This window comes from Microbacterium sp. A20 (genome assembly GCF_004794515.1).
In the GTDB taxonomy this organism is placed as follows: domain Bacteria; phylum Actinomycetota; class Actinomycetes; order Actinomycetales; family Microbacteriaceae; genus Microbacterium.
The window spans coordinates 120,761-140,013 of sequence record NZ_SSDF01000084.1 but is presented as its reverse complement, the minus strand read 5'-3'; the positions used below and the strand labels follow the sequence as shown (position 1 = coordinate 140,013).

At 69.0% G+C, this 19,253-nt stretch carries 18 protein-coding genes; 10 read left to right on the top strand and 8 right to left on the bottom strand.

Annotated features, from left to right (window positions below):
• Nucleotides 1-29 precede the first annotated feature (29 nt).
• The 3 genes from DW298_RS13800 to DW298_RS13790 form a co-directional block, all read right to left on the bottom strand.
• Nucleotides 30-1,631, bottom strand: coding sequence for a flotillin family protein (locus DW298_RS13800; protein ID WP_136043042.1), 1,602 nt, complete (start codon nucleotides 1,629-1,631; stop codon nucleotides 30-32).
• A 215-nt stretch (nucleotides 1,632-1,846) separates the two neighbouring features.
• On the bottom strand, nucleotides 1,847-2,275 hold the full coding sequence (locus DW298_RS13795; protein ID WP_136043041.1) for a MarR family transcriptional regulator: 429 nt from the start codon (nucleotides 2,273-2,275) through the stop codon (nucleotides 1,847-1,849).
• A 175-nt stretch (nucleotides 2,276-2,450) separates the two neighbouring features.
• Nucleotides 2,451-3,557: an acyl-CoA desaturase gene (locus DW298_RS13790; protein WP_136043040.1), complete on the bottom strand. Its 1,107-nt coding sequence runs from the start codon at nucleotides 3,555-3,557 to the stop codon at nucleotides 2,451-2,453.
• 290 nt (nucleotides 3,558-3,847) lie between these two features.
• Between DW298_RS13790 and DW298_RS13785 the strand changes: the two genes are divergently transcribed.
• The 4 genes from DW298_RS13785 to DW298_RS13770 all read left to right on the top strand — a co-directional run bounded on the left by DW298_RS13785 (nucleotide 3,848) and on the right by DW298_RS13770 (nucleotide 9,096).
• Nucleotides 3,848-4,498 carry a GntR family transcriptional regulator gene (locus DW298_RS13785; RefSeq protein WP_136043039.1) on the top strand — a complete coding sequence of 217 codons (651 nt, stop codon included), beginning with the start codon at nucleotides 3,848-3,850 and terminating at the stop codon, nucleotides 4,496-4,498.
• Between the two features lie 265 nt (nucleotides 4,499-4,763).
• Nucleotides 4,764-6,449 (top strand): alkaline phosphatase family protein, encoded by a 1,686-nt coding sequence (locus DW298_RS13780; RefSeq protein ID WP_240745135.1) that lies wholly within the window; start codon nucleotides 4,764-4,766, stop codon nucleotides 6,447-6,449.
• 249 nt (nucleotides 6,450-6,698) lie between these two features.
• The gene (locus DW298_RS13775) at nucleotides 6,699-7,721 is read left to right on the top strand and encodes a TerC family protein (RefSeq protein ID WP_136043037.1); all 1,023 of its coding nucleotides are present in this window, start codon (nucleotides 6,699-6,701) and stop codon (nucleotides 7,719-7,721) included.
• Between the two features lie 94 nt (nucleotides 7,722-7,815).
• Nucleotides 7,816-9,096, top strand: coding sequence for a hemolysin family protein (locus DW298_RS13770; RefSeq protein WP_136043036.1), 1,281 nt, complete (start codon nucleotides 7,816-7,818; stop codon nucleotides 9,094-9,096).
• A 19-nt stretch (nucleotides 9,097-9,115) separates the two neighbouring features.
• Here the strand turns inward: DW298_RS13770 and DW298_RS13765 are convergent, their stop codons facing one another.
• From DW298_RS13765 to DW298_RS13745, 5 genes are all read right to left on the bottom strand, one after another.
• Nucleotides 9,116-10,021, bottom strand: coding sequence for an arginase family protein (locus tag DW298_RS13765; protein ID WP_136043035.1), 906 nt, complete (start codon nucleotides 10,019-10,021; stop codon nucleotides 9,116-9,118).
• Nucleotides 10,022-10,061: 40 nt separating this feature from the next.
• On the bottom strand, nucleotides 10,062-10,964 hold the full coding sequence (locus DW298_RS13760) for an SDR family NAD(P)-dependent oxidoreductase (RefSeq protein ID WP_136043034.1): 903 nt from the start codon (nucleotides 10,962-10,964) through the stop codon (nucleotides 10,062-10,064).
• Between the two features lie 33 nt (nucleotides 10,965-10,997).
• Nucleotides 10,998-11,657, bottom strand: coding sequence for a cation transporter (locus DW298_RS13755; protein ID WP_136043033.1), 660 nt, complete (start codon nucleotides 11,655-11,657; stop codon nucleotides 10,998-11,000).
• Complete coding sequence (locus tag DW298_RS13750) at nucleotides 11,657-11,995, bottom strand: metalloregulator ArsR/SmtB family transcription factor (protein ID WP_136043032.1); 339 nt, start codon at nucleotides 11,993-11,995, stop codon at nucleotides 11,657-11,659. Before DW298_RS13750 ends, DW298_RS13755 begins: the two co-directional genes overlap by 1 nt.
• Nucleotides 11,996-12,085: 90 nt before the next feature.
• Nucleotides 12,086-12,628, bottom strand: a complete 543-nt coding sequence (locus DW298_RS13745) for a small multidrug efflux protein (RefSeq protein ID WP_136043031.1) — start codon at nucleotides 12,626-12,628, stop codon at nucleotides 12,086-12,088.
• Between the two features lie 155 nt (nucleotides 12,629-12,783).
• On the opposite strand from DW298_RS13745, the gene DW298_RS13740 reads away from it, so the two are divergent.
• From DW298_RS13740 to DW298_RS13715, 6 genes are all read left to right on the top strand, one after another.
• Nucleotides 12,784-13,983: a histidine kinase gene (locus DW298_RS13740; RefSeq protein ID WP_240745134.1), complete on the top strand. Its 1,200-nt coding sequence runs from the start codon at nucleotides 12,784-12,786 to the stop codon at nucleotides 13,981-13,983.
• Complete coding sequence (locus DW298_RS13735) at nucleotides 13,980-14,582, top strand: response regulator transcription factor (protein ID WP_136043030.1); 603 nt, start codon at nucleotides 13,980-13,982, stop codon at nucleotides 14,580-14,582. Before DW298_RS13740 ends, DW298_RS13735 begins: the two co-directional genes overlap by 4 nt.
• Nucleotides 14,583-14,807: 225 nt before the next feature.
• Nucleotides 14,808-15,572 carry an rRNA adenine N(6)-methyltransferase family protein gene (locus DW298_RS13730; RefSeq protein WP_136043029.1) on the top strand — a complete coding sequence of 255 codons (765 nt, stop codon included), beginning with the start codon at nucleotides 14,808-14,810 and terminating at the stop codon, nucleotides 15,570-15,572.
• 90 nt (nucleotides 15,573-15,662) lie between these two features.
• A complete protein-coding gene (locus tag DW298_RS13725; protein WP_136043028.1) occupies nucleotides 15,663-16,157 on the top strand; it encodes a methylated-DNA--[protein]-cysteine S-methyltransferase in 495 nt (164 codons plus the stop codon).
• Between the two features lie 89 nt (nucleotides 16,158-16,246).
• Nucleotides 16,247-17,650, top strand: coding sequence for a threonine synthase (thrC, locus tag DW298_RS13720; RefSeq protein ID WP_136043027.1), 1,404 nt, complete (start codon nucleotides 16,247-16,249; stop codon nucleotides 17,648-17,650).
• Nucleotides 17,651-17,893: 243 nt separating this feature from the next.
• Nucleotides 17,894-19,231, top strand: a complete 1,338-nt coding sequence (locus tag DW298_RS13715) for a cytosine permease (RefSeq protein ID WP_136043026.1) — start codon at nucleotides 17,894-17,896, stop codon at nucleotides 19,229-19,231.
• The last annotated feature ends 22 nt before the right edge of the window (nucleotides 19,232-19,253 follow it).

Below are 19,253 nucleotides of genomic sequence, written 5' to 3'. Positions count from 1 at the left end.
CCGCGGCATCCGCTGTCGTGAAGGTGCGACTACTCCGCTGCGGGAGCCGGCGGTGCGGGCGGCGGTGGGGTGGTCGGCGTCGACACGCGCGGCGCGGTTGCCGCTGGCGTGGCTTCCGCGACTCCGGCCCCGAAGCCGCGGCCGACGGCCTGCCCCTGGATGATGCCGGCGAGGTCGAGCCCCGTGGCCGAGTGGACGCTGTCGAACACCGAGCGCAGTGCCTTCGCGCTGTCGGCGCCGACGACGTTGGAGGCGCCGTCCTCGCCGGAGCTGCCGATGATCGACACGTTGCCGATCGCTGCATAGCCCTTCGAGAACTCGGCCATGATCGACGGCAGCACCTCGAGCACACGCTGCGAGAGGAAGGCGTCCTGGTTCGAGGCGATGGCCTTGGCTTCTGCCTCGAGGGCGGCAGCACGGGCATCACCCTCGGCACGGATGGCGTCGGCTTCGGCGCTGGCACGCAGTCGGCGGGCCTCGGCCTCGGCCTCGGCCTGGGCGCGCAGGGCGTTCGCCTCACCGCTGGCCTTCGCGATCGCCGCGGCCGCTTCACCATCGGCACGGGCCTTGTCGGCCTGAGCCTGCTGCTCGGCGATGCGGGTGCGGGCCTCGGCCTGCTTCACCTGCTCGATCGCGGCGGCCTCGGCGGCGCGCTCGCGCGTGTAGAGCTCGGCCTGTGCGCGGGTCTCGGCCTCATACCGCTGCGCGTCGGCGACGCGCTTGACGTCGGCGTCGAGCTGGGCCTGCTTGTTCTCGGCCTGCTGCTGCAGAACCGCCTGCTCGGCCTGGGCGCGGGCGAGGGCCTCCGCCTGCTCCGCCTCGGCGCGAGCGCGACCGATGCCGGAGTCGGAGTTGGCCGTGTTGGTGTCGAGCGCGGTCTGCTCGATCAGGTTGGCTTCCTTGTTGGCGATGTTCTTCTGGTTGATCGCGCGGTCGGCGTTGGTCTGCGAGATCTCGGCTGCCTGACGCTTCGCCTGGATCTCGGGGGCGCCGAGGGACTGGATGTAGCCGACCTTGTCGGTGATGCCCTTGATCTGGAAGGAGTCCAGGATCAGACCCTGCTCCGCGAGCTCCTGCGAGACATCGGCGGCGATCTGGTCGGAGAACTTCTTCCGCTCCCGCATCAGCTCGACGACCGACAGCGTGGCGACGATTCCACGGAGGGCGCCTTCGAGCTGCTCGGTGGTGAACTGCTCGATCGCCTTGTCCTGCGAGGCGAAGCGCTCGGCCGCACGGCGGACGTAAAGGGGGTCGGAGCCGATCTTCACGATCGCGACGCCGTCGACGTTCAGCGTCACGCTGTCGAGGGACTGCGCTTCTGCGTTGAGGGAGACCTGGCGCGAGCGCAGGGAGATGATCTCGTGGCGCTGCGTGATCGGATTGACCAGCGACTTGCCGTTCACGATCACGGTGACCGGCGATTCGGCCATCTCGGAACTGGTCGTCCCGTCGGCGGCGATGACGGCGCGCTGGATCTTCTGCTTACGCCCCGAGATGACGAGTGCCTCGTCGGCTCGGGCGACCTTGATCCAGCTGCGCGCGAACAGCAGCAGGATGAGCAGCAGGACGACGGCGACGACGACTGCGATACCGACGATGACGAGGATGCCGACGATTCCGGCGATCTCCATGGATGACCTCCCTGGTTCCCCCCGAGGGGGCGGTCTGACGTGCCCGCGGCGGTGCAGGCGTACGCCCCCACCCTGCCAGAAACGGAAGCGGGTCGTTCCCGCGGCCTCCTGATGGGCGGAGAACTCGCGATGAGGGGGAGATTCCGCAGCAATAGTTCCGCCCGACGCCGAGATCTCCTCCCGACGGGGACGAGCCGGAGCGTCGTAGCAGTGCGTCAGCGGGTGCGGAGCTTCTCCGCGAGGTCACGCAGCGCACGCAGCTCGTCGTCGTCGAGGCGCGACATCCGGTCGGCGATCGAGCGTCCGTGCACGGTGGCGAGCGAGCGGAACGCCCGTGCACCTTCATCCGTCGCGCGGATCAGGGCGCCGCGGCCGTCGTCGGGGTCGGCGCACTTCGCCACGAGCCCGCGCGTGACCATACGGTCGACCAGGCGCGAGACGCTCGGCTGGCTGATCAGCATGTTCGCGGTGATGTCTCGCAGCCGCGCGGTCATGCCGGGGGAGCGGGTCACGGTCAGCAGGACGTCGTACTCGGCCTGAGCCAGGTCGCTGTGCTCGAAGTCCGTCATCATCTCGGTGAACAGCTCGTGCTGCGCGCGGAACAGGCTCTCCCAGGCCTCCAGGGCGAGCTTGCGATCGGTCATCCTCACAGGATAGTGGGAACAGTAAAGGGCCGGTCGGAGAGGCTCCCGACCGGCCCTTGTCCCTTGCACCAAGAGTGTCCTGCAATCACATGCGGTGTATGCCACAGCAAACATTCACCGTGTGATCACTGTATAACGGCGAGATAACGAATGCAACGGTTTGGTCACGGAAATCTCAGGATCGGAGCGGCACCCCGATCGTGAGCCGCTGCTCCGCGAGCGGGCAGGCGAACACGTCGCGCTCGCCGAGTCCGACGCGGTTGATGTAGCGCACGACGATCGCGTACGAGGCGAACAAGCCGACCTGGGTATAGGCCACCCCGTGGGCCCGGCAGTAGTCGGCGATCAGAGGCGAGGCGCGGCGCAGGTGCGGACGCGGCATCGAAGGGAACAGGTGGTGTTCGACCTGATAGTTGAGGCCGCCCATCGCGATGTCGAGGAAGCGACTCCCACGGACGTTGCGACTCATCAGCACCTGCCGGCGGAGGAAGTCGAGGGTCATCTCCCTCGGCACCACCGGCATCCCCTTGTGGTTCGGGGCGAAGGCGATGCCCATGTAGAAGCCGAACAGTCCCAGCTGCACCGCGAGGAAGACGAACGCGACGCCGGGGGAGAGCACGATGAACACCAGCACCAGGTAGCCGATCATGCGGATGCTGAGGAAGGCGATCTCCGCCCACCGGCGTTCCAGCCGCCCGCGCGCGAACATGCGCCGCACGCTCGATGCGTGCAGCGACAGGCCCTCGAGGAGCAGGATCGGGAAGAACGCCACTCCCTGATGTCCGCGCAGCCAGGTGATGACCGGGCCATGGTGCCGGGCCGCGGCCTCGGCGGAGACGGCGATCACCGGGAGTTCGATGTCGGGATCGGAGCCCAGCTTGTTCGGGTTCGCGTGGTGGCGGGTGTGCTTGTGCTGCCACCAGCCGTAGCTCATTCCGACGAGGAGGTCGCCGAGGATCAGGCTGATCCAGTCGTTCCAGCGACCCGACACGAAGATCTGCCGGTGCGCGGCATCGTGCCCGAGGAAAGCGATCTGCGTGAACACGATCGCCAGAACGGCGGCCGTGAACAGCTGCCACCAGGTGTCGCCGATCCAGACGAAGGCGAGGAGACAGGCGCCCAGGAGCACGGGGGCGGCGATGAGCTTGGTCCAGTAGTAGCCGTACCGACGGCGCAGCAGCCCGCGACTGCGGACCTGCTGCGCCAACTCGGTGAAGGCGCTCGATGCACGCGATGCGCTGTCACGCGGGCGAGTGCGGATGGTCGGACGGATGCCGTCCATGATGACCTCTTCTCCGGCGCCGACCTCGACGGCGGCACCGTTGTGCGAACCGATCCTCAGCGATTCCCGGTCGTCGTCGAAAGCGGCCCTCGCTGGTGGGTTCAGCGTCAGGCTACGCCGCGAACCTGCGTGCGCTCTCAGCTATCGGCGCACAATCGAACGAGGGTTTTACACGGGACATTGCTCTGGATGCGATACATTGCATGGTAGGTAGAACTTCAGGCTCTACGTCGCTGCAAGCTCAGTGGAGGAAATTGGCACTCTCAGGCGGACCCCTCGAGCGCAGGTCGATGAGTGACGAGGCGTACGCCCGTTTGCAGGACGCGATCATCAGCGGCGAGCTGCGTCCGGGCGAGCGTCTGCGGGACTACGAACTCGCCGAGCGACTGGGCACGTCGAAGACGCCGATCCGTCACGCGCTCGACCGCTTGGCCGATCACGGCCTGGTCGAGATGCAGCGCAACCGCTACACGCGGGTGGCGCCGATCGATCTCGATCGTGTCCGCAACGCCGTCGACCTCTTCGGCGACATCTGGATCGGCTCCGTGCGCCACGTCATGCCCGTGATCCAGGATGACGACGTCGCTTACCTCACCGACCTCGCGGACGACATGGCGAGGGCGGTCAAGTCCCGCGACGTCGCGGGCTTCGGTGTCGCTCTGCGTGCCATCGCCACCGGATTCGCTCGCATCGAGGGCAACTCCGCACGAGCAGTCGTCATCGAGCGGCTCGGGCCGCAGATCCGACGCTTCGGCGAGCACTCGCGGGACGCATTCGAGTGGGACAAGATCGAGGCGTTCGCGGTCGCCCTCCGTGAGGCGATGAATGCGCGCGACGCGGTCCAGACCCGTGCGGTGCTCGTCACGCTTTTCGACGACGTGCTCCTCGCCACGATCGACCGCGCGGAAGCCGCAGGCTTCCCCGGGATCGACGAGGACTGAGGTCCCACGAGAGCGCCGCCATCTCCGGGCGTTCACGAAGATGAGTACCTCCGTCGGCACACGTGAGTGAACGGCGTGCCAACTTGTATTGACACCTTCGTCTGAAAGGGCGAGCGCCGGCGATCGACGTTCGAGACTGGGCTCCGGGCATGGACCTCCCCATGCCGGTGAACCCCACAGTCTCGGAGATCAAATGTCCTCGTTCCGCACGCGAGCGGTTGTCGTGACAACTGCAGCCGCCTGTCTCGTGTCCTCCCTCTCAGTCGTGCCCGCCGCTGTTGCCGCCGACGCCCCGCCCGTCAAGACGCTGGTCGTCGGCATCGACGGTGCTGCGTTCGACTTCCTCGACGATGCGGACATGCCGAACCTCGACGCTTTCATGGCGCGCGGCATGGTCTCGTCGAGCAACCTGTACGGAACGCCGATGGCCGGAACCATCTCCGGGCCCGGCTGGTCGACCATCGCGACGGGTGTCTGGCCCGACAAGCACAACGTGGTCGACAACAACTTCTCCTCGCCGCGATACGACCTGTACCCCGACTACCTCACACGCATCGAGGCTTCCCGACCGGCGCGCTCCACGGCCGTCGTCGCCACCTGGGCTCCGATCGCGACCACGGTGTTCGGTTCAGCCGTGGACTCGCGTGTCCAGGGTGGCAGCGATGTCGGCACGACGGCCAAGGCCGTCGAGACGATCGCCGCAGGGGCGGACGACGTGTTCGTGCACCTCGACGAGGTCGACGGTGCCGGCCACAGCGGAGGAACGAATGCCGCCGCATACGGACGCGCACTGGCGAAGGCAGACGGGGAGCTCGGGCAGATCCTCGCCGCCGTCGAGGCCCGGCCGGACGGCGAGGAATGGCTGGTCGTCGTGACTGCCGACCACGGCCACACCCCGACGGGCGGACACGGCGGCAGCAGCCCGGCGGAGCGCGAGGTGTTCGTGGTCGCCGCAGGACCCGGGATCGAGCCCGGTGTGCGTCACGATGTGAAGATCTCCGATATCGCGCCTACCGTGCTCTCCGCGGTCGGCATCGCCGCCGACCCGACGTGGAAGCTCGACGGTACGGCCGTACCGTCGCTCAAACCCGATGCCTTCGACTCGCTGCGGCCTTCGCTGCAGACGCGCGCCGACGAGACGCGCCCGGGGGCGGACGTGCTCGGCTGGACCCATGCGGCGCCCGAGGGGTGGAGCATCGACAACTCGCGCATGCCGGCGGGTGGTGTGAAGGAGTGGTCCGGCTGGTCCTTCGCGACCGACGACTTCTGGACGAATGTCGAACTCGGCCAACGTCGGGAGACCTCGGTGCGTGCTCGCGACGTCTTCGCGGTGGCCGACTCCGACGAGTGGGACGACAAGGCGCACTCCGCCGGGGCGTTCGACTCGACGCTCGTGAGCCCGGCATTCCCGCTCACCGGCGCGAAGACGGCGACCCTGTCGTACGCCACGAACTACTTCATCGACGGCCCGCAGTCAGCAGAGGTGCTCGTGAGCTTCGACGGCGGCCAGCCGCAGTCGCTGAAGGCGTACACCGCGAACACGAACGCGAACGAGCAGCTCGCGTTCGACGTTCCGGCCGGGGCGCGCACCGCGCAGTTCCGCTTCCACTACACCGGCACCAACAGCGCATTCTGGGTCGTCGACCGGGTCGCACTGGGCCAGGCGGCAGCACCCGGGGACACGACCGCGCCGACCGCGACGATCAAGGAAGGCGCCTCCTTCACGGTGGGTGCCGACGGCGCGTACGACCGGGTGAGCTACAAGCTCTTCGACGCGGGCAAGGTCGCGTCCGTCACGATCAACGGCGTCATGAAGGACCTCGTCGACAACCATTGGTCCGACGTGAACTTCCTGAAGCCCGGGGTGTTCGGTGCGGTAGCCGGACTGAACACGATGGTGGTCAGGGACGTTGCGGGCAACACGACGACGGTCACGTTCACTCTGAACTGACGGCGGCCTGTGCGGGCGCGCTGAACCGGCGCGCCCGCGGAGGAGCCCCACTCGACCGAGCCACGCCGTTCCAGGCGAACCCACAGGAACCGCAAAGGGTCGTCTCTTAGCCTGGAGAAACCAAGGGGAGTACTCCGATACGGTCGGGTCGTCATTACGGATGCACGTCGCATCCCGGGCCACCGGTTCCTGTTCAGGAATGGAGAAGACTTTGGCGGCGCTTTCGCGCCCCGAGTCTGGAGTACCCGTTTGGATATCACCCCCCTGATCTGGATCATCACGATCGCGGTCACGATCGCCTTCTTCGTCTACGAGTTCTTCGCGCACGTGCGCACGCCTCACGAACCGACGATCGCCGAATCGGCGCGCTGGTCGATCTTCTACATCAGCCTCGCCCTGCTGTTCGGCGTCGGCATCGGCATCTTCTCCGGCTGGACGTTCGGCGGCGAGTACTTCGCCGGCTACCTGACCGAGAAGGCGCTGTCGATCGACAACCTGTTCGTCTTCCTCATCGTGATGACCGGCTTCGCGGTGCCGAAGATCTATCAGCAGAAGGTGCTGATGATCGGCATCGTGATCGCGCTGATCCTGCGCGGCATCTTCATCGCCGTCGGCGCGACGCTCATCGAGAACTTCTCCTGGATCTTCTACCTGTTCGGCGCTCTGCTGCTCGTGCTCGCCTACCGTCAGGCGTTCAGCAACCACGAGAGCAACCCGGCGAACGGCCGCTTCATGACGTTCGTCCGCCGACACCTGCCCGTCAGCGACGAGTACAACCGCGACAGGCTGACCGTCGTCAAGAACGGCAAGCGCTTCGTCACGCCGATGCTGTTGACGATCATCGCGATCGGGTTCATCGACCTGGTGTTCGCCGTCGACTCGATCCCCGCCATCTACGGTCTCACCGACCAGGCGTACATCGTCTTCACCGCCAACGCCTTCGCGCTCATGGGTCTGCGCCAGCTCTACTTCCTCATCGGCGGACTGCTCGAGCGGCTCGTCTACCTGGCCCAGGGCCTCGCGGTCATCCTCGGGTTCATCGGCGTCAAGCTCGTCCTGCACGCGCTGCACGTCAACGAGCTGCCGTTCATCAACGGCGGCCAGGGCGTCGAGTGGGCGCCGGAAATCCCGATCTGGTTCTCGCTGCTGTTCATCGGCGCCACCATCGCGGTGGCCACCGCGGCGAGTCTCATCAAGACCCGTCGCACGCCGGGCGCCGTCACCGCTTCCACCGACACCACCCCCACCATCACGCAGAAGGAGCACTCTTGAGCGCGCAGCGCTGTTCTGACTCTTCGGACTCTGACAGTACGAGCGCCCGGTTCATCCCGGGCGCTCACCCCACCACAGACGAGGCGGCCCGCTGATGGGCGACCTGCTCTGGAACATCGCCCTCGTCTTCGCGTTCGTGCTCATCGGCGGTGTCTTCGCCGCCACGGAGATGGCACTGGTCACGCTGCGCGAGAGCCAGATCAACGCGATCGGCCAACGCGGACGCCGAGGGGCGAAGGTCGCGGACCTCGCGCGCAACCCCAACACCTTCCTCTCGGCCGTGCAGATCGGTGTGACCGTGGCCGGGTTCGCCTCGGCCGCGTACGGTGCGACCTCGATCGCGCCGTCGCTGGCGCCTGTGCTCGAGTCGTGGGGTCTGGCCCCCGCGATCGCGCTCACGATCGCGACCCTCGTGCTCACGCTCGTGATCGCCTACCTCTCGCTGGTGCTCGGAGAACTCGTGCCCAAGCGCCTCGCGATCCAGCGCAACGCGCAGTTCGCCTACGCGGTCGCGCCCGCCCTCAACGGCTTCGCCACGGTCATGCGTCCCGTGATCTGGCTGCTCTCGGTGTCGACGAACGCCCTCGTGCGTCTGCTCGGCGGCGACCCGCATAAGACCAGCGACGAGATGACCGACGAGGAGGTGCGCGACATCGTGGCCAGCCATCAGGGTCTGCCGGACGACGAGCGACGGATCCTCGACGACGTGCTCTCCTTGCGGGGCCGGCAGGTCAGCGAGGTCATGCGACCGCGCCCCGAGGTCGTCGCCCTCGACGAGGCGGCGAGAGTCGGCGAGGTGCTGGCCCAGGTGCGAGACCTTCCGTACTCGCGCTACCCCGTCTCGGAGACCTCGATCGACGACATCACCGGATTCGTGCATGTCCGCGACCTGTTCGAGGCCGCATCCGACGACCCGACCCGTCCGCTGAGCGCGCTCATGCGCGAGATCCCCTACATCCCGTCGTCCGCCCGGGTACTGCCGACCCTGACCCGGATGCGCGCGGAGGGGCACCACATCGCCGTCGTCGTCGACGAATACGGCGGCACCGACGGCCTGGTCACCCTGGAAGACCTCGTGGAGGAGGTCGTCGGCGAGATCTTCGACGAATACGACGCCGAGGTGTTCTTCTCCGCCGACGACGGACTCGACGGGCGCCTCAACCTGCAGGACTTCGAGGAGGCGACGGGGCTCGCCATGCCGCGCGGCTCGTCCGACACGATCGCCGGGTTCGTGACCGAGCAGCTGGGCCGACTCGCCGTCGTCGGCGACACGGTCGAGGTGCCGGGCGCGACGATCCAGGTCGCGGAGCTGGATCGTCGACGGATCTCGCGTGTTCGAGTCACCCCCGCGCAGGTCGTGGAGCCCCAGGCCTGATCGCGCGGTCGGCGGGCGGTCAGGGCTGAGGTACGCGGCTACCCAGGTCGCGGAGGCCCTCAGCCAGGATCTCGACCAGCAGGCGGGCGTAGCGCCCGTCGGGGTCGAGGTCGGGATCGAAGACCGTGATCGAGGCACCGACCGCGTGCGGGGCGAGTTCGCGCAGCAGCGCGGTGAGCTCGGCCGGCCCGATCCCGCCGGGGTCGGGGCTGTCGACGGCGGGCATGATCGCCGCATCGAGCACGTCGACGTCGACCTGGAGCCAGTATGCAGAGCCCGCCACGGCGGCGGCCGCGGCCCCGACATGGGCGGCGCCGCGGGAGAGGACGTCGGCGGAGGAGAAGACACCGCCCAGGGCGCCGCGCACCTCCGGCAGGTCTTCGTCATCGTCGCGGTGGCCGATGTGCGCGGTGCGCTCGGCCGCGAAGGAGGGACCGAGCCCGTCGATGTCGGCGACGGCCGGCCAGTGTCTGCCGATCGCCGCGGCGAGAGCCTCTCCGGCCACGCTCGCGCATTCGTCGCTGTTGCCGGGATGGCGGAAGTCGGTGTGGCCGTCGACGTGCACCAGTCCGATGCCGCCGCGGCGCACGGTCGCGAGACCCGCACCGAGCAGGATCGCGCAGTCGCCTCCGATCACGAGCGGCGCCTCGCCCCTGTCGAAGGCGGCGCCGATGCGTGCGGCCAGGCGCCGCGAATGGTCGATGCTCGCGCTTTCGTTGCGCACGCGCCCCGACGCTCTCGTGGCGTCGTCGTCGACGTAACGGCCGGCCAGGACGACGCCGGAGTCGGTGGCGCCGAGCTCGGCGAACCGTGCGAAAAGCCCGGCTTCGCGCAGTGCCTCCGGAGCCTTCGCAGCGCCGGGGACGCTGCCCGGCTCGGGGGGACGGAGGCCGAGGTTCGAGGGAGCCGACAGCAGCGTGATCATGCCTGCATCCTGCCCCGGGGGTCGGACATTCGCGCGGGGATCAGGCCGGGAAGCGCACCCCGGTGATGCTCTCCGCCGCTGCCCACAGCGCCGGCCCGATCTCCGCGGAGCGCACCTCGTCCGACGCTGCCACCCGTGCCGGTGCTCCACGGAACTCGAGCAGACCGCCGGGTCCCCAGTAGTCGCCGTTCCTCACCTCTGCGGCCGTGGCCGCATGGACGACGGGCAGCGCGCCGCCGTCCTTTCCCTGCACGAGCAGGCGGGTCGGCGCGGAAAGGGCGCGGACGAAGCCCGAGACTTCGGCGAGACCCGGACGCGCTGGGGTGAGCGGGTCGACCGCATAGCCCGGATGTGCGCAGACAGCCATTCGGGAGGAGCCCGACCAGCGTCGGGACAGCTCGAAGGTGAAGGACATCAGCGCGGCCTTCGACCGTCCGTACTGCCGGAGCGAGGAACCGGTCCACGGGGCGTCGAGGGCTGCCGGATCCAGCGTCGCGAAACGGTGGGCGATCGAGCCGACGGCGACGACGCGGGCGTCCGGGGCGAGGGCGGGCTCGAGCTGCGCCGCGAGCGCGAAGTGTCCGAGGAAGTTCGTGCCGACCATGAGGTCGAGACCGTCGCTGGTGCGGGCCGAGCGGTCGGCCGCCTTGACTCCGGCGTTGCAGATCACTGCGTCGATCCGTTCGCCGATTCCCGTCGCAGCGCCGCGCACGCTGTCGAGGGAGCCGAGGTCGAGGGGCAGTATCCGGAGGTCGGCGTCCGGCACCTGCGTGCGGATCGCCGTCACCGCCGTCGCCGCGCGTTCGGGGGAGCGGCATCCGAGCAGCACCCGCGCACCCCGCGCGGCGAGCTGCTCCGCGCACCAGTACCCGATCCCGGCGTTCGCGCCGGTGACGAGCATCGTGCGTCCGAGCAGGTCGCGGCCTAGGTTGGCGGAATCCATTCCCCCAACCTAGGCCGCGCGGATGCTCCCCGCTCAGTGATGGTGCTCGTCGTGCTCATCCTCGAGGAGCATGCCGACCGACGTCGCGCAGGCATCGCCCTTCCACGCCTCGACGCCCTCGCGCACGGCGAAGGCCGCGATGACCAGTCCGGCGACGGCATCCGCCCACCACCACCCGAGCAGCGAGTTCGCGACCAGTCCGATCAGCACCGCGGTAGAGAGGTACGTGCAGATGAGCGTCTGCTTCGAGTCGGCGACGGCCGTGGCGGAGCCGAGCTCGCGACCCGCACGGCGCTCGGCGAACGACAGGAAGGGCATGACGGCGACGCTGACGGCGGTGAGCACGATGCCGACGGTGCTGTGCTCCGGACGCTCGGCCATGACCAGCGCCGCCACCGAGGTCGCGGTGACGTAGGCGGCGAGGGCGAAGAAGGAGACCGCGATGACGCGCAGGGTCGGCTTCTCCCAGCGCTCCGGATCACGGCGGGTGAACTGCCAGGCGACAGCGGCCGCAGACAGGACCTCGATCGTGGAGTCCAGGCCGAACCCGATGAGCGCCGCCGAGGAGGAGACGGATCCCGCGGCGATCGCGACGACCGCCTCGATCAGGTTGTAGGCGATCGTGATGCCGACGATGAGGCGGATGCGGCGATGCAGGGTCTCGCGGCGGGTGAGGGTGAGTGTGGCGGTCATCAGCAGGTGCAGCCTTCGCCGGAGCAGCAGTCCGGCTCCACGATGAGTGTCACCCGCATGAGCATGTCGAGCGCGGGTGCGAGGTGCCGGTCCGCCAGACGATAGCTGCTGCGGCGGCCGTCGGGCACGCTCTCGACGAGGCCGCATCCGCGCAGACACGCGAGATGGTTCGACATGGCCTGGCGTGAGACGCCGAGCGCTTCGGCGAGGTCGGCGGGATAGCGCGGGGACTCTCTCAGCGCGAGCAGCACGCCGGCGCGGGTGGGATCGGAGAGTGCGTGTCCGAGACGGGCGACGGCGGCCGTGTGCGTGGGGGAGGAGGCGAGCGCGGTGGTCACGAACCCACTGTACAGAAAATCATGAATTCAGGAAATGATGGACATGAGGCGGGGGGGCGACGGGCTCGTCGCACCCCCGCCTCAGGAAGCTCAGCGGATCGCGTACACGGCGCTGCCGACGATGACGGCCACGATGGTCGTCCAGCCGATGATCGCCAGCGCCTGCCAGAAGAGGATGCGGGCTTTGCCGATGCCGGACGCTGCGAGCATCGTCGCGGTGAACTGGGTCGGCAGGAGGAGCGGGCCGAGCAGGCTGACTCCGGGAACGCCGTAGCGCTCGAACGCGCGCTGGAACTTCTCCCGACGCGCAGTACCGCGCCCGGTATCGGCCGTGTCCGCCGGCACCTCGTCTGCCGTGCCGCCGCCGGCGAGTGCGACCGCCCTGGCCCGCGAGCGATTCACGACGGCCTGTCGTGCTCCGGAACTCACCAGCACCACGACCAGGACGCAGAGGAAGTTGCCCACGATCGCGGCGATCGCGGCGACCACGGGCGGGATGCCGCCGATGATGCCGATGCTCACCGCGCCCTCGCCCTCGATGAAGGGGATCGCGCCGGCGAGGGCGACGATGAGCGGCTGCACGAGCTCGGGAACCTGGGCGACCAGGTTCTGGAAGGTCTCGATGAGGTTCATGGGGTGCTCCCTGGTGTCGGTGCCAGCGGTGTCTCCGCTGCGATGACTCCAGTCCACTCGACAGGCGGTCACCGCGGCAGTGTCGGGCCGTCACCGCTTCCCGGGTGGATCGCATGACGCATCCGTGACAACTGTCACGGCCCTATCGTGGGAGCGTGAGCAGCCGCGCCGAGCCCCTCGCCCCCGTCGAGCCGAGTCCGGGGGCGCGACAGCTGTCCCGTGGCGTGACGGCCACGTGGTGGTACACGGCGAGCGCCGTGGTCATGTTCGAGCTCGCCCTGGTGGCCGCGTGGACGCTCGTGACGCTCGCGATCGACCGTCAGGGCTTCTCCGCTCTGGTCGTCGGCGGGGGCGGACTGCTCTGGAGTGCTTCCACGCTCCCGCTGCTGGCCGATTATCGGCACCGACTCGACGCCGAGCCGGGCGTGCGATGGCTGCGTCTGGCCGTGCCGTTCCTCGTCGCCGTGGTCTACGGAGTCGCCGCCGGAGCGGTGGTCGGCAGCTGGCAGCTCGCCCTGATGCCGATCGTGCAGTCGCTCGTGCTGCTCAATTGGCAGCGCGGAGTGCGGTACAAGGTGGTCATCGCCGCCACGATCGTCCTCGCCGCCGTCGCCGTCGTCGATTCCACGCTCGACGTCTCGGACGAGATCCCGCTCCTGGTTCCCGTCGTCTACACGGTGTTCCTGCCCGTGATGACCGTGACCTCGCTGTGGTGGTGGGACGTGCTGATCACGCTGGATCGCGCCCGCGCATCCGAGGCGAGGCTCGCCGCCACGCAGGAACGGCTGCGGGTCGCCACCGATGTGCATGATCTGCAGGGTCATCACCTCCAGGTCATCGCCCTGCAGTTGGAACTCGCGGAGCGTCTGCTGCCGACCGACGCCGACGCGGGGATGGAGCAGCTCCGCGCAGCGCGGGTGAGCGTCGACGAGGCACGCCAGGGCACCAGGGACCTCGCGACCCGCTTCCGCTCGGTGCCGCTGCGGGACGAGCTCGCCAATGCCCGCGACCTGCTGACGGCGGCGGGGCTGGACGTGGAGTCCGTCATCGATGCGGATGCCGATTCGGCTCCGGCATCCGCTCTGGGCCCCGTGATCAGGGAGACGACGACGAACGTCCTGCGACACGGCGGCGGGCGCCATGCGCGTCTCCTGCTGGCCCGAACCGGCGATGCCTGGCGGTACGAGATCGCGAACGATGTGATCGCGGGGGCCGAGGTCGAGCATGACGGCTCCGGGTTGGAGGGTGTGCGCCGCAGGATCGAGGAGGCGCACGGCACCCTCGAGGTACGGCGCGACTCTGACGAGTTCGTGGTCGTCGTGGCCGTGCCGACGCAGGGGGAGGATGCTCGATGATCCGCGTGCTGCTCGCCGATGACGAAGGCATGATCCGCTCTGCCCTTGCCGCCCTGCTGCGGCTGGAGGAGGACATCGAGGTCATCGCCGAATGTGCCGACGGCGAGCAGGCCGTCGCGGAAGCCCTGCGCCTGCAGCCGGACGTGTGCCTGCTGGACCTCGAGATGCCGGGCCTCGACGGCGTGCAGGTCGCCGAGAAGCTGAACAGGGCGATCGCGACGCGGTGCGTGGTCGTCACCCGTCATGCGCGCCCGGGCGTGCTCCGTCGCGCTCTGGCCTCGGGGGTCTCGGGCTTCCTGCCGAAGTCCCGCGGCGCCGACGAGGTCGCCGCCGTCATCCGCCGGGTCGCCGCCGGCGCCCGCTACGTGGATCCCGAGATCGCCGCCGACGCTCTGAGCGACGAGCGCTCGCCGCTCACAGACCGTGAACTCGACGTGCTGCGCGCCGGTCGTCGTGGCGAGACAACGGGGCAGATCGCCCGGGCGCTCTCTCTTGCCCCGGGGACTGTGCGCAACCACATCTCGGTCATCCTCGGGAAGCTGTCCGTCGGCACGCGGCAGCAGGCCGTGCTCATCGCCGAGGATCGCGGCTGGATCTGATGGCCGATATGCTGTCCGGCATGGGAACAATATGCGCCGCGCCCGTGATGGGGCGCAACCTCGTGTTCCGCGACCGCCGCGCCTGACGGCGCGCTCGCTCTTCGCACGCATCTGCGCGCCGTCCACCGAGATGTCATCGCACCTCGGGACGGGCAGTCCTCACCGACGCCTCTTCGCGTCCTCCCCTCCTTCGAGGTGCTCCGATTCTTCTTCTGGAGCGCACTCATGCCTCGTTCAATCCATGGTGGCCGTCACGAACTCGGCCAGAACTTCCTCACCCATCGTCCGACCCTCGCCCGCATCACCGACCTCGTCGGGCGCACCTCCGGCTCGATCCTCGAGCTCGGGTGCGGTGATGGCGCACTCACCCGCTCGCTCACGACCCTCGGCAGACCCCTCGCGGCGATCGACATCGACGAGCACCGGGTGCATCGGCTCCGAAGGGCACTGCCCGGCGTGCGCATCGAGGTCGCGGATGCGACCCGCCATCCGCTCGACGCGGACGTCGTCGTCGGCAACATCCCGTTTCATGTGACCACGCCCATCCTGCGGCGGTTGCTCTCGAGCCGTGGGTGGGACCACGCGGTCCTGCTGACGCAGTGGGAGGTGGCGCGCAAGCGGGCCGGCGTCGGCGGCGGCACGATGATGACCGCGCAGTCCGCGCCCTGGTTCGAGTTCTCTCTGGAGGGCCGCGTCCCGGCATGGGGGTTCTCGCCGCAGCCGAGCGTCGACGGCGGGGTCCTCGCCATCAGCCGCCGCGGCTCACCGCTCGTCCCGGTATCCGATCGCCGGGCGTACGAGGCGTTCGTGGGGGCGATGTTCACGGGCCGAGGCTCGAACCTCGCTGCGGTGGTGGCCACGGCGGCGCGCACACCCCTGTCCCGGGGTCGGCAGGCGGTCGCGGCGGCCGGCGCCGAGGACCGGCGTCTTCCCCGCGATCTCCGCCCCGAGCACTGGGCGGCGCTCTGGCGCCACGTCTCCCGCGGGTGAGATGACCGGGCCGTCCCGCACACCCCGCGCGCGACGGTCCGGCCCGCTCGTGTCGAGCCCGAAGTCGGAGCACCCGGGTAACCTCGACGCATGTCCGCTTTCGGAACGCTCGAGACCCCGGTCGGTGTCGTCGGCATCGTCAGCGACGGCGTGGCGATCACCCGGGTCACGTGGCGGTCCGCTCCGCCCGAAGACGCCACCGCACAGTCCGATGCGCTGCTCGCGGAGGCGCTCGCGCAGCTGGCCGCCTACTTCGCGGGCACGCTGCGCCGATTCGACGTTCCCGTCGACCTCGGCGTGCAGACCGCGGCGACCAGAGCAGTGCTCACGGCTCTGCACGGGACGGTCGGGCATGGCGAGACGATCACGTACGGCGGCCTCGCCGCGCGCAGCGGCACCGACGTCCCGGCCAGGGGCATCGGGTCGATCATGGGGGCGAACCCCGTCCCGCTGATCGTGCCCTGCCATCGGGTCGTGGCCGGCGACGGCCTCGGCGGATACTCGGGCGGCGACGAAGGTCGCGGGCTCGAGACCAAGCGCTGGCTGCTGGAGCACGAGGGGGCGCTGCCGACCTCCCTGTTCTGAGCAGAAGCGGCGGCATCCGTCATCCCGTCATCTCGCCGGCGAACACCCTGCGAGAATGGACGTGCCGAGTCCCGAGCCGAGGAGCCAACGTGCAGTTCATCTCCACCCGCGGCGGCATGCAGCCGCAGTCGTTCAGCGAGACGCTGTTGGAGGGCCTCGCGCCCGACGGCGGACTGGCGGTGCCGGAGGTCATGCCCACCGTCGACGGCGAGACGCTCGAGCGTTGGCGTGCACTGACCTACCCGCAGCTCGCAACCGAGGTGCTGAGCCTGTTCGCGACCGACATCCCGCGCGCCGACCTGGCGCGGATGACCGACGCGGCCTACGCCGACTTCCCCGACGGTGTCGTGCCGCTGCGCGCGATCGACGACGAACTGACGCTCGTCGGGCTCTCCGAGGGCCCCACGCTCGCGTTCAAGGACATGGCGATGCAGTTCCTCGGGCAGGTGCTCGAGTACACGCTCGAGCGCAACGACGCCGTGCTCAACATCCTCGGCGCGACCTCGGGTGACACCGGCTCCGCGGCCGAGCACGCCCTCCGCGGCAAGGAGCGCGTCGCGGTGTTCATGCTGTCGCCGCAGGGGCGCATGAGCGCGTTCCAGCGGGCGCAGATGTTCTCGCTCGACGACGCGAACGTGCACAACATCGCGGTCGAGGGCGTCTTCGACGACTGCCAGAACCTCGTGAAGAAGCTCGCCGGCGACCTCGACTTCAAGCGCGCGCAGCACTTGGGAGCGGTGAACTCGATCAACCTCGCGCGCATCACCGCGCAGACCGTCTACTACTTCTGGGCGTGGCTGCGGGCGACGGATGCCGGCGGCTGGACCGAGCTTTCCTTCACTGTGCCCTCGGGCAACTTCGGCAACATCCTCTCCGGCTTCTTCGCGAAGCAGATGGGACTGCCGATCCGCCGCCTGGTGCTCGCCGCGAACGAGAACAACGTGCTCGACGAGTTCTTCCGATCCGGCGTCTACCGCCCGCGCAGCGCCGCGCAGACGCTCGCGACCTCCAGCCCCTCGATGGACATCTCCAAGGCGTCGAACCTCGAGCGCTTCATCTTCGAGCTCGTCGGCCGCGACCCCGCCCGCGTCGTGGGGGCGTGGGACGACCTCGAAGCGCAGGGGTACTTCGACTTCTCGGCCGAGCAGGAGCGCTTCCTCGAGGAGTTCGGCATCGTCAGCGGAACCTCGACGCACGCCGACCGGCTGGCCACGATCCGCTCGGTGTACGAGACCACGGGTGAGGTCATCGACCCGCACACGGCCGACGGCGTCAAGGTCGCGCGCGAGTATGTGGAGCCGGGCGTTCCGATGCTCGTGCTCGAGACGGCCAAGCCGGAGAAGTTCGCCGAGACGATCCACGAGGCCATCGGCGTCGAGCTCGGCTACGCGCCGGAGCTGCAGGAGATGCTCGACGCACCCCAGCACGTGACCGAGATGGCCGACGACGAGCAGGCTCTTCGCGCCTTCATCGAGACGAACGCGCTGCACTGATCGTCGGGGCGGTCGTCGAAGCCCCGCTTTCCCGCCGAGACCCCCTCCTGTCGCTGTCGGCAGGAGGGGGTCTCGGCGTTTCGTCGGGGTCTCGGCGGGAGGCTCCCGGGCGCGAGCGCCGCGCGAGAGTCTCGTGCAATGCGCACATACCGACGTGATTCTCGTGCGATGTGCACATATCCTCGGGCCGGAGGGCGTGGCTACTGTGGCCCACAACCCGTTCCCTCCCCCCGAAGGACCCTCATGGCACGCACGGCGCACGCAGACGACTTCGCGCTCTCCCGAGTGACTCCCGAGGCCCGCAAACCCTGGTTCGGCATCGCAGTGCAGCGATTCGGACAGGTCTCGGCCCTCTCGCAGTTCCTCCTCGGCGCGACCCTCGGATACAGCATGACCTTCGGCGAGGCCGTCCTCGCCTTCCTCTTCGGCTCGCTCATCCTCGAGGTGATCATGTGCGTGGTCGGCTTCATCGGCCAGCGCGAGGGCCTCAACACGGCACTCCTGGCCCGCTGGACCGGCTTCGGTGAGATCGGCGCATCGCTGGTCGGGCTCGCCATCGGCATCAGCCTGATCGGCTGGTTCGGCATCCAGTCGGCCATCTCCGCGCAGTCCCTCGACGCCCTCATGCCCGGCGCACTGCCGGTGTGGGCATGGAGCCTCATCTTCGGACTCGCCGTCACCGCGATCGTGGCCTTCGGGTTCGTCGGGATGCAGTGGCTCGCGAACATCACCGTGCCGCTGTTCCTGATCCTCGTCGGCTGGTCGGTCATCACCGAGCTGAGCCGTCACGACATCGGCGAGCTGCTCACGGGCCCCGCCCCCGGACCGAGCATGAGCGTCTGGGCGGGAACCGGCATCGTCGCCGGTGGCCTCATCGTCGGCGCGATCATCACCGGCGACATGACCCGCTTCAACCGCTCACGCGCGGACGTCATCAAGCAGACCGTGCTGGGCGTCTCGCTCGGCGAGTTCGTGATCGGCCTCGCCGGAGTGCTGCTGGCCCATGCCGCCGCCACGGGTGACATCGTCGCGATCGTGACCTCGTCGGTCGGCTTCATCGGCCTGTTCATCGTGCTCACGGGCACCCTGAAGATCAACGACTGGAACCTGTACTCCTCGACGCTGGGGCTGGTGAACTTCATCTCCACCGCGTTCGGCAAGAACCTGCACCGCGTGACGACGACGATCGTCCTGGGTGTCGTGGGATCCGTCCTCGCCGCGGTCGGCATCCTCGGTCAGTTCACCGAGTTCCTGATCGTGCTGAGCGTCGCCTTCCCGCCGATCGCCGGCATCATGGTCGCCGAGTACTACGTGGTGCGCCGCTGGCGTCCCGACCTCGACGCGACGCGCGAGGCGGGCACCCTCCCGACGACGGCGCCGCGCATCGTCCCCGCGACGATCGTCGTGTGGCTGGTCTCCGCTCTCGTCGGCTACTTCGTCACGTGGGGCATCCCGTCGCTGCTCAGCCTCTTCCTCTCGATGGCGCTGTACATCGTGGCGGGCAAGCTCGGCTGGGTCCGCGGCGTCGGCGTCGCGACCACCCGCCAGGCCGCACCGGTCGAAGAGACCGCAGCGGCCTGAGCCACCAGAGACAGACACCCCT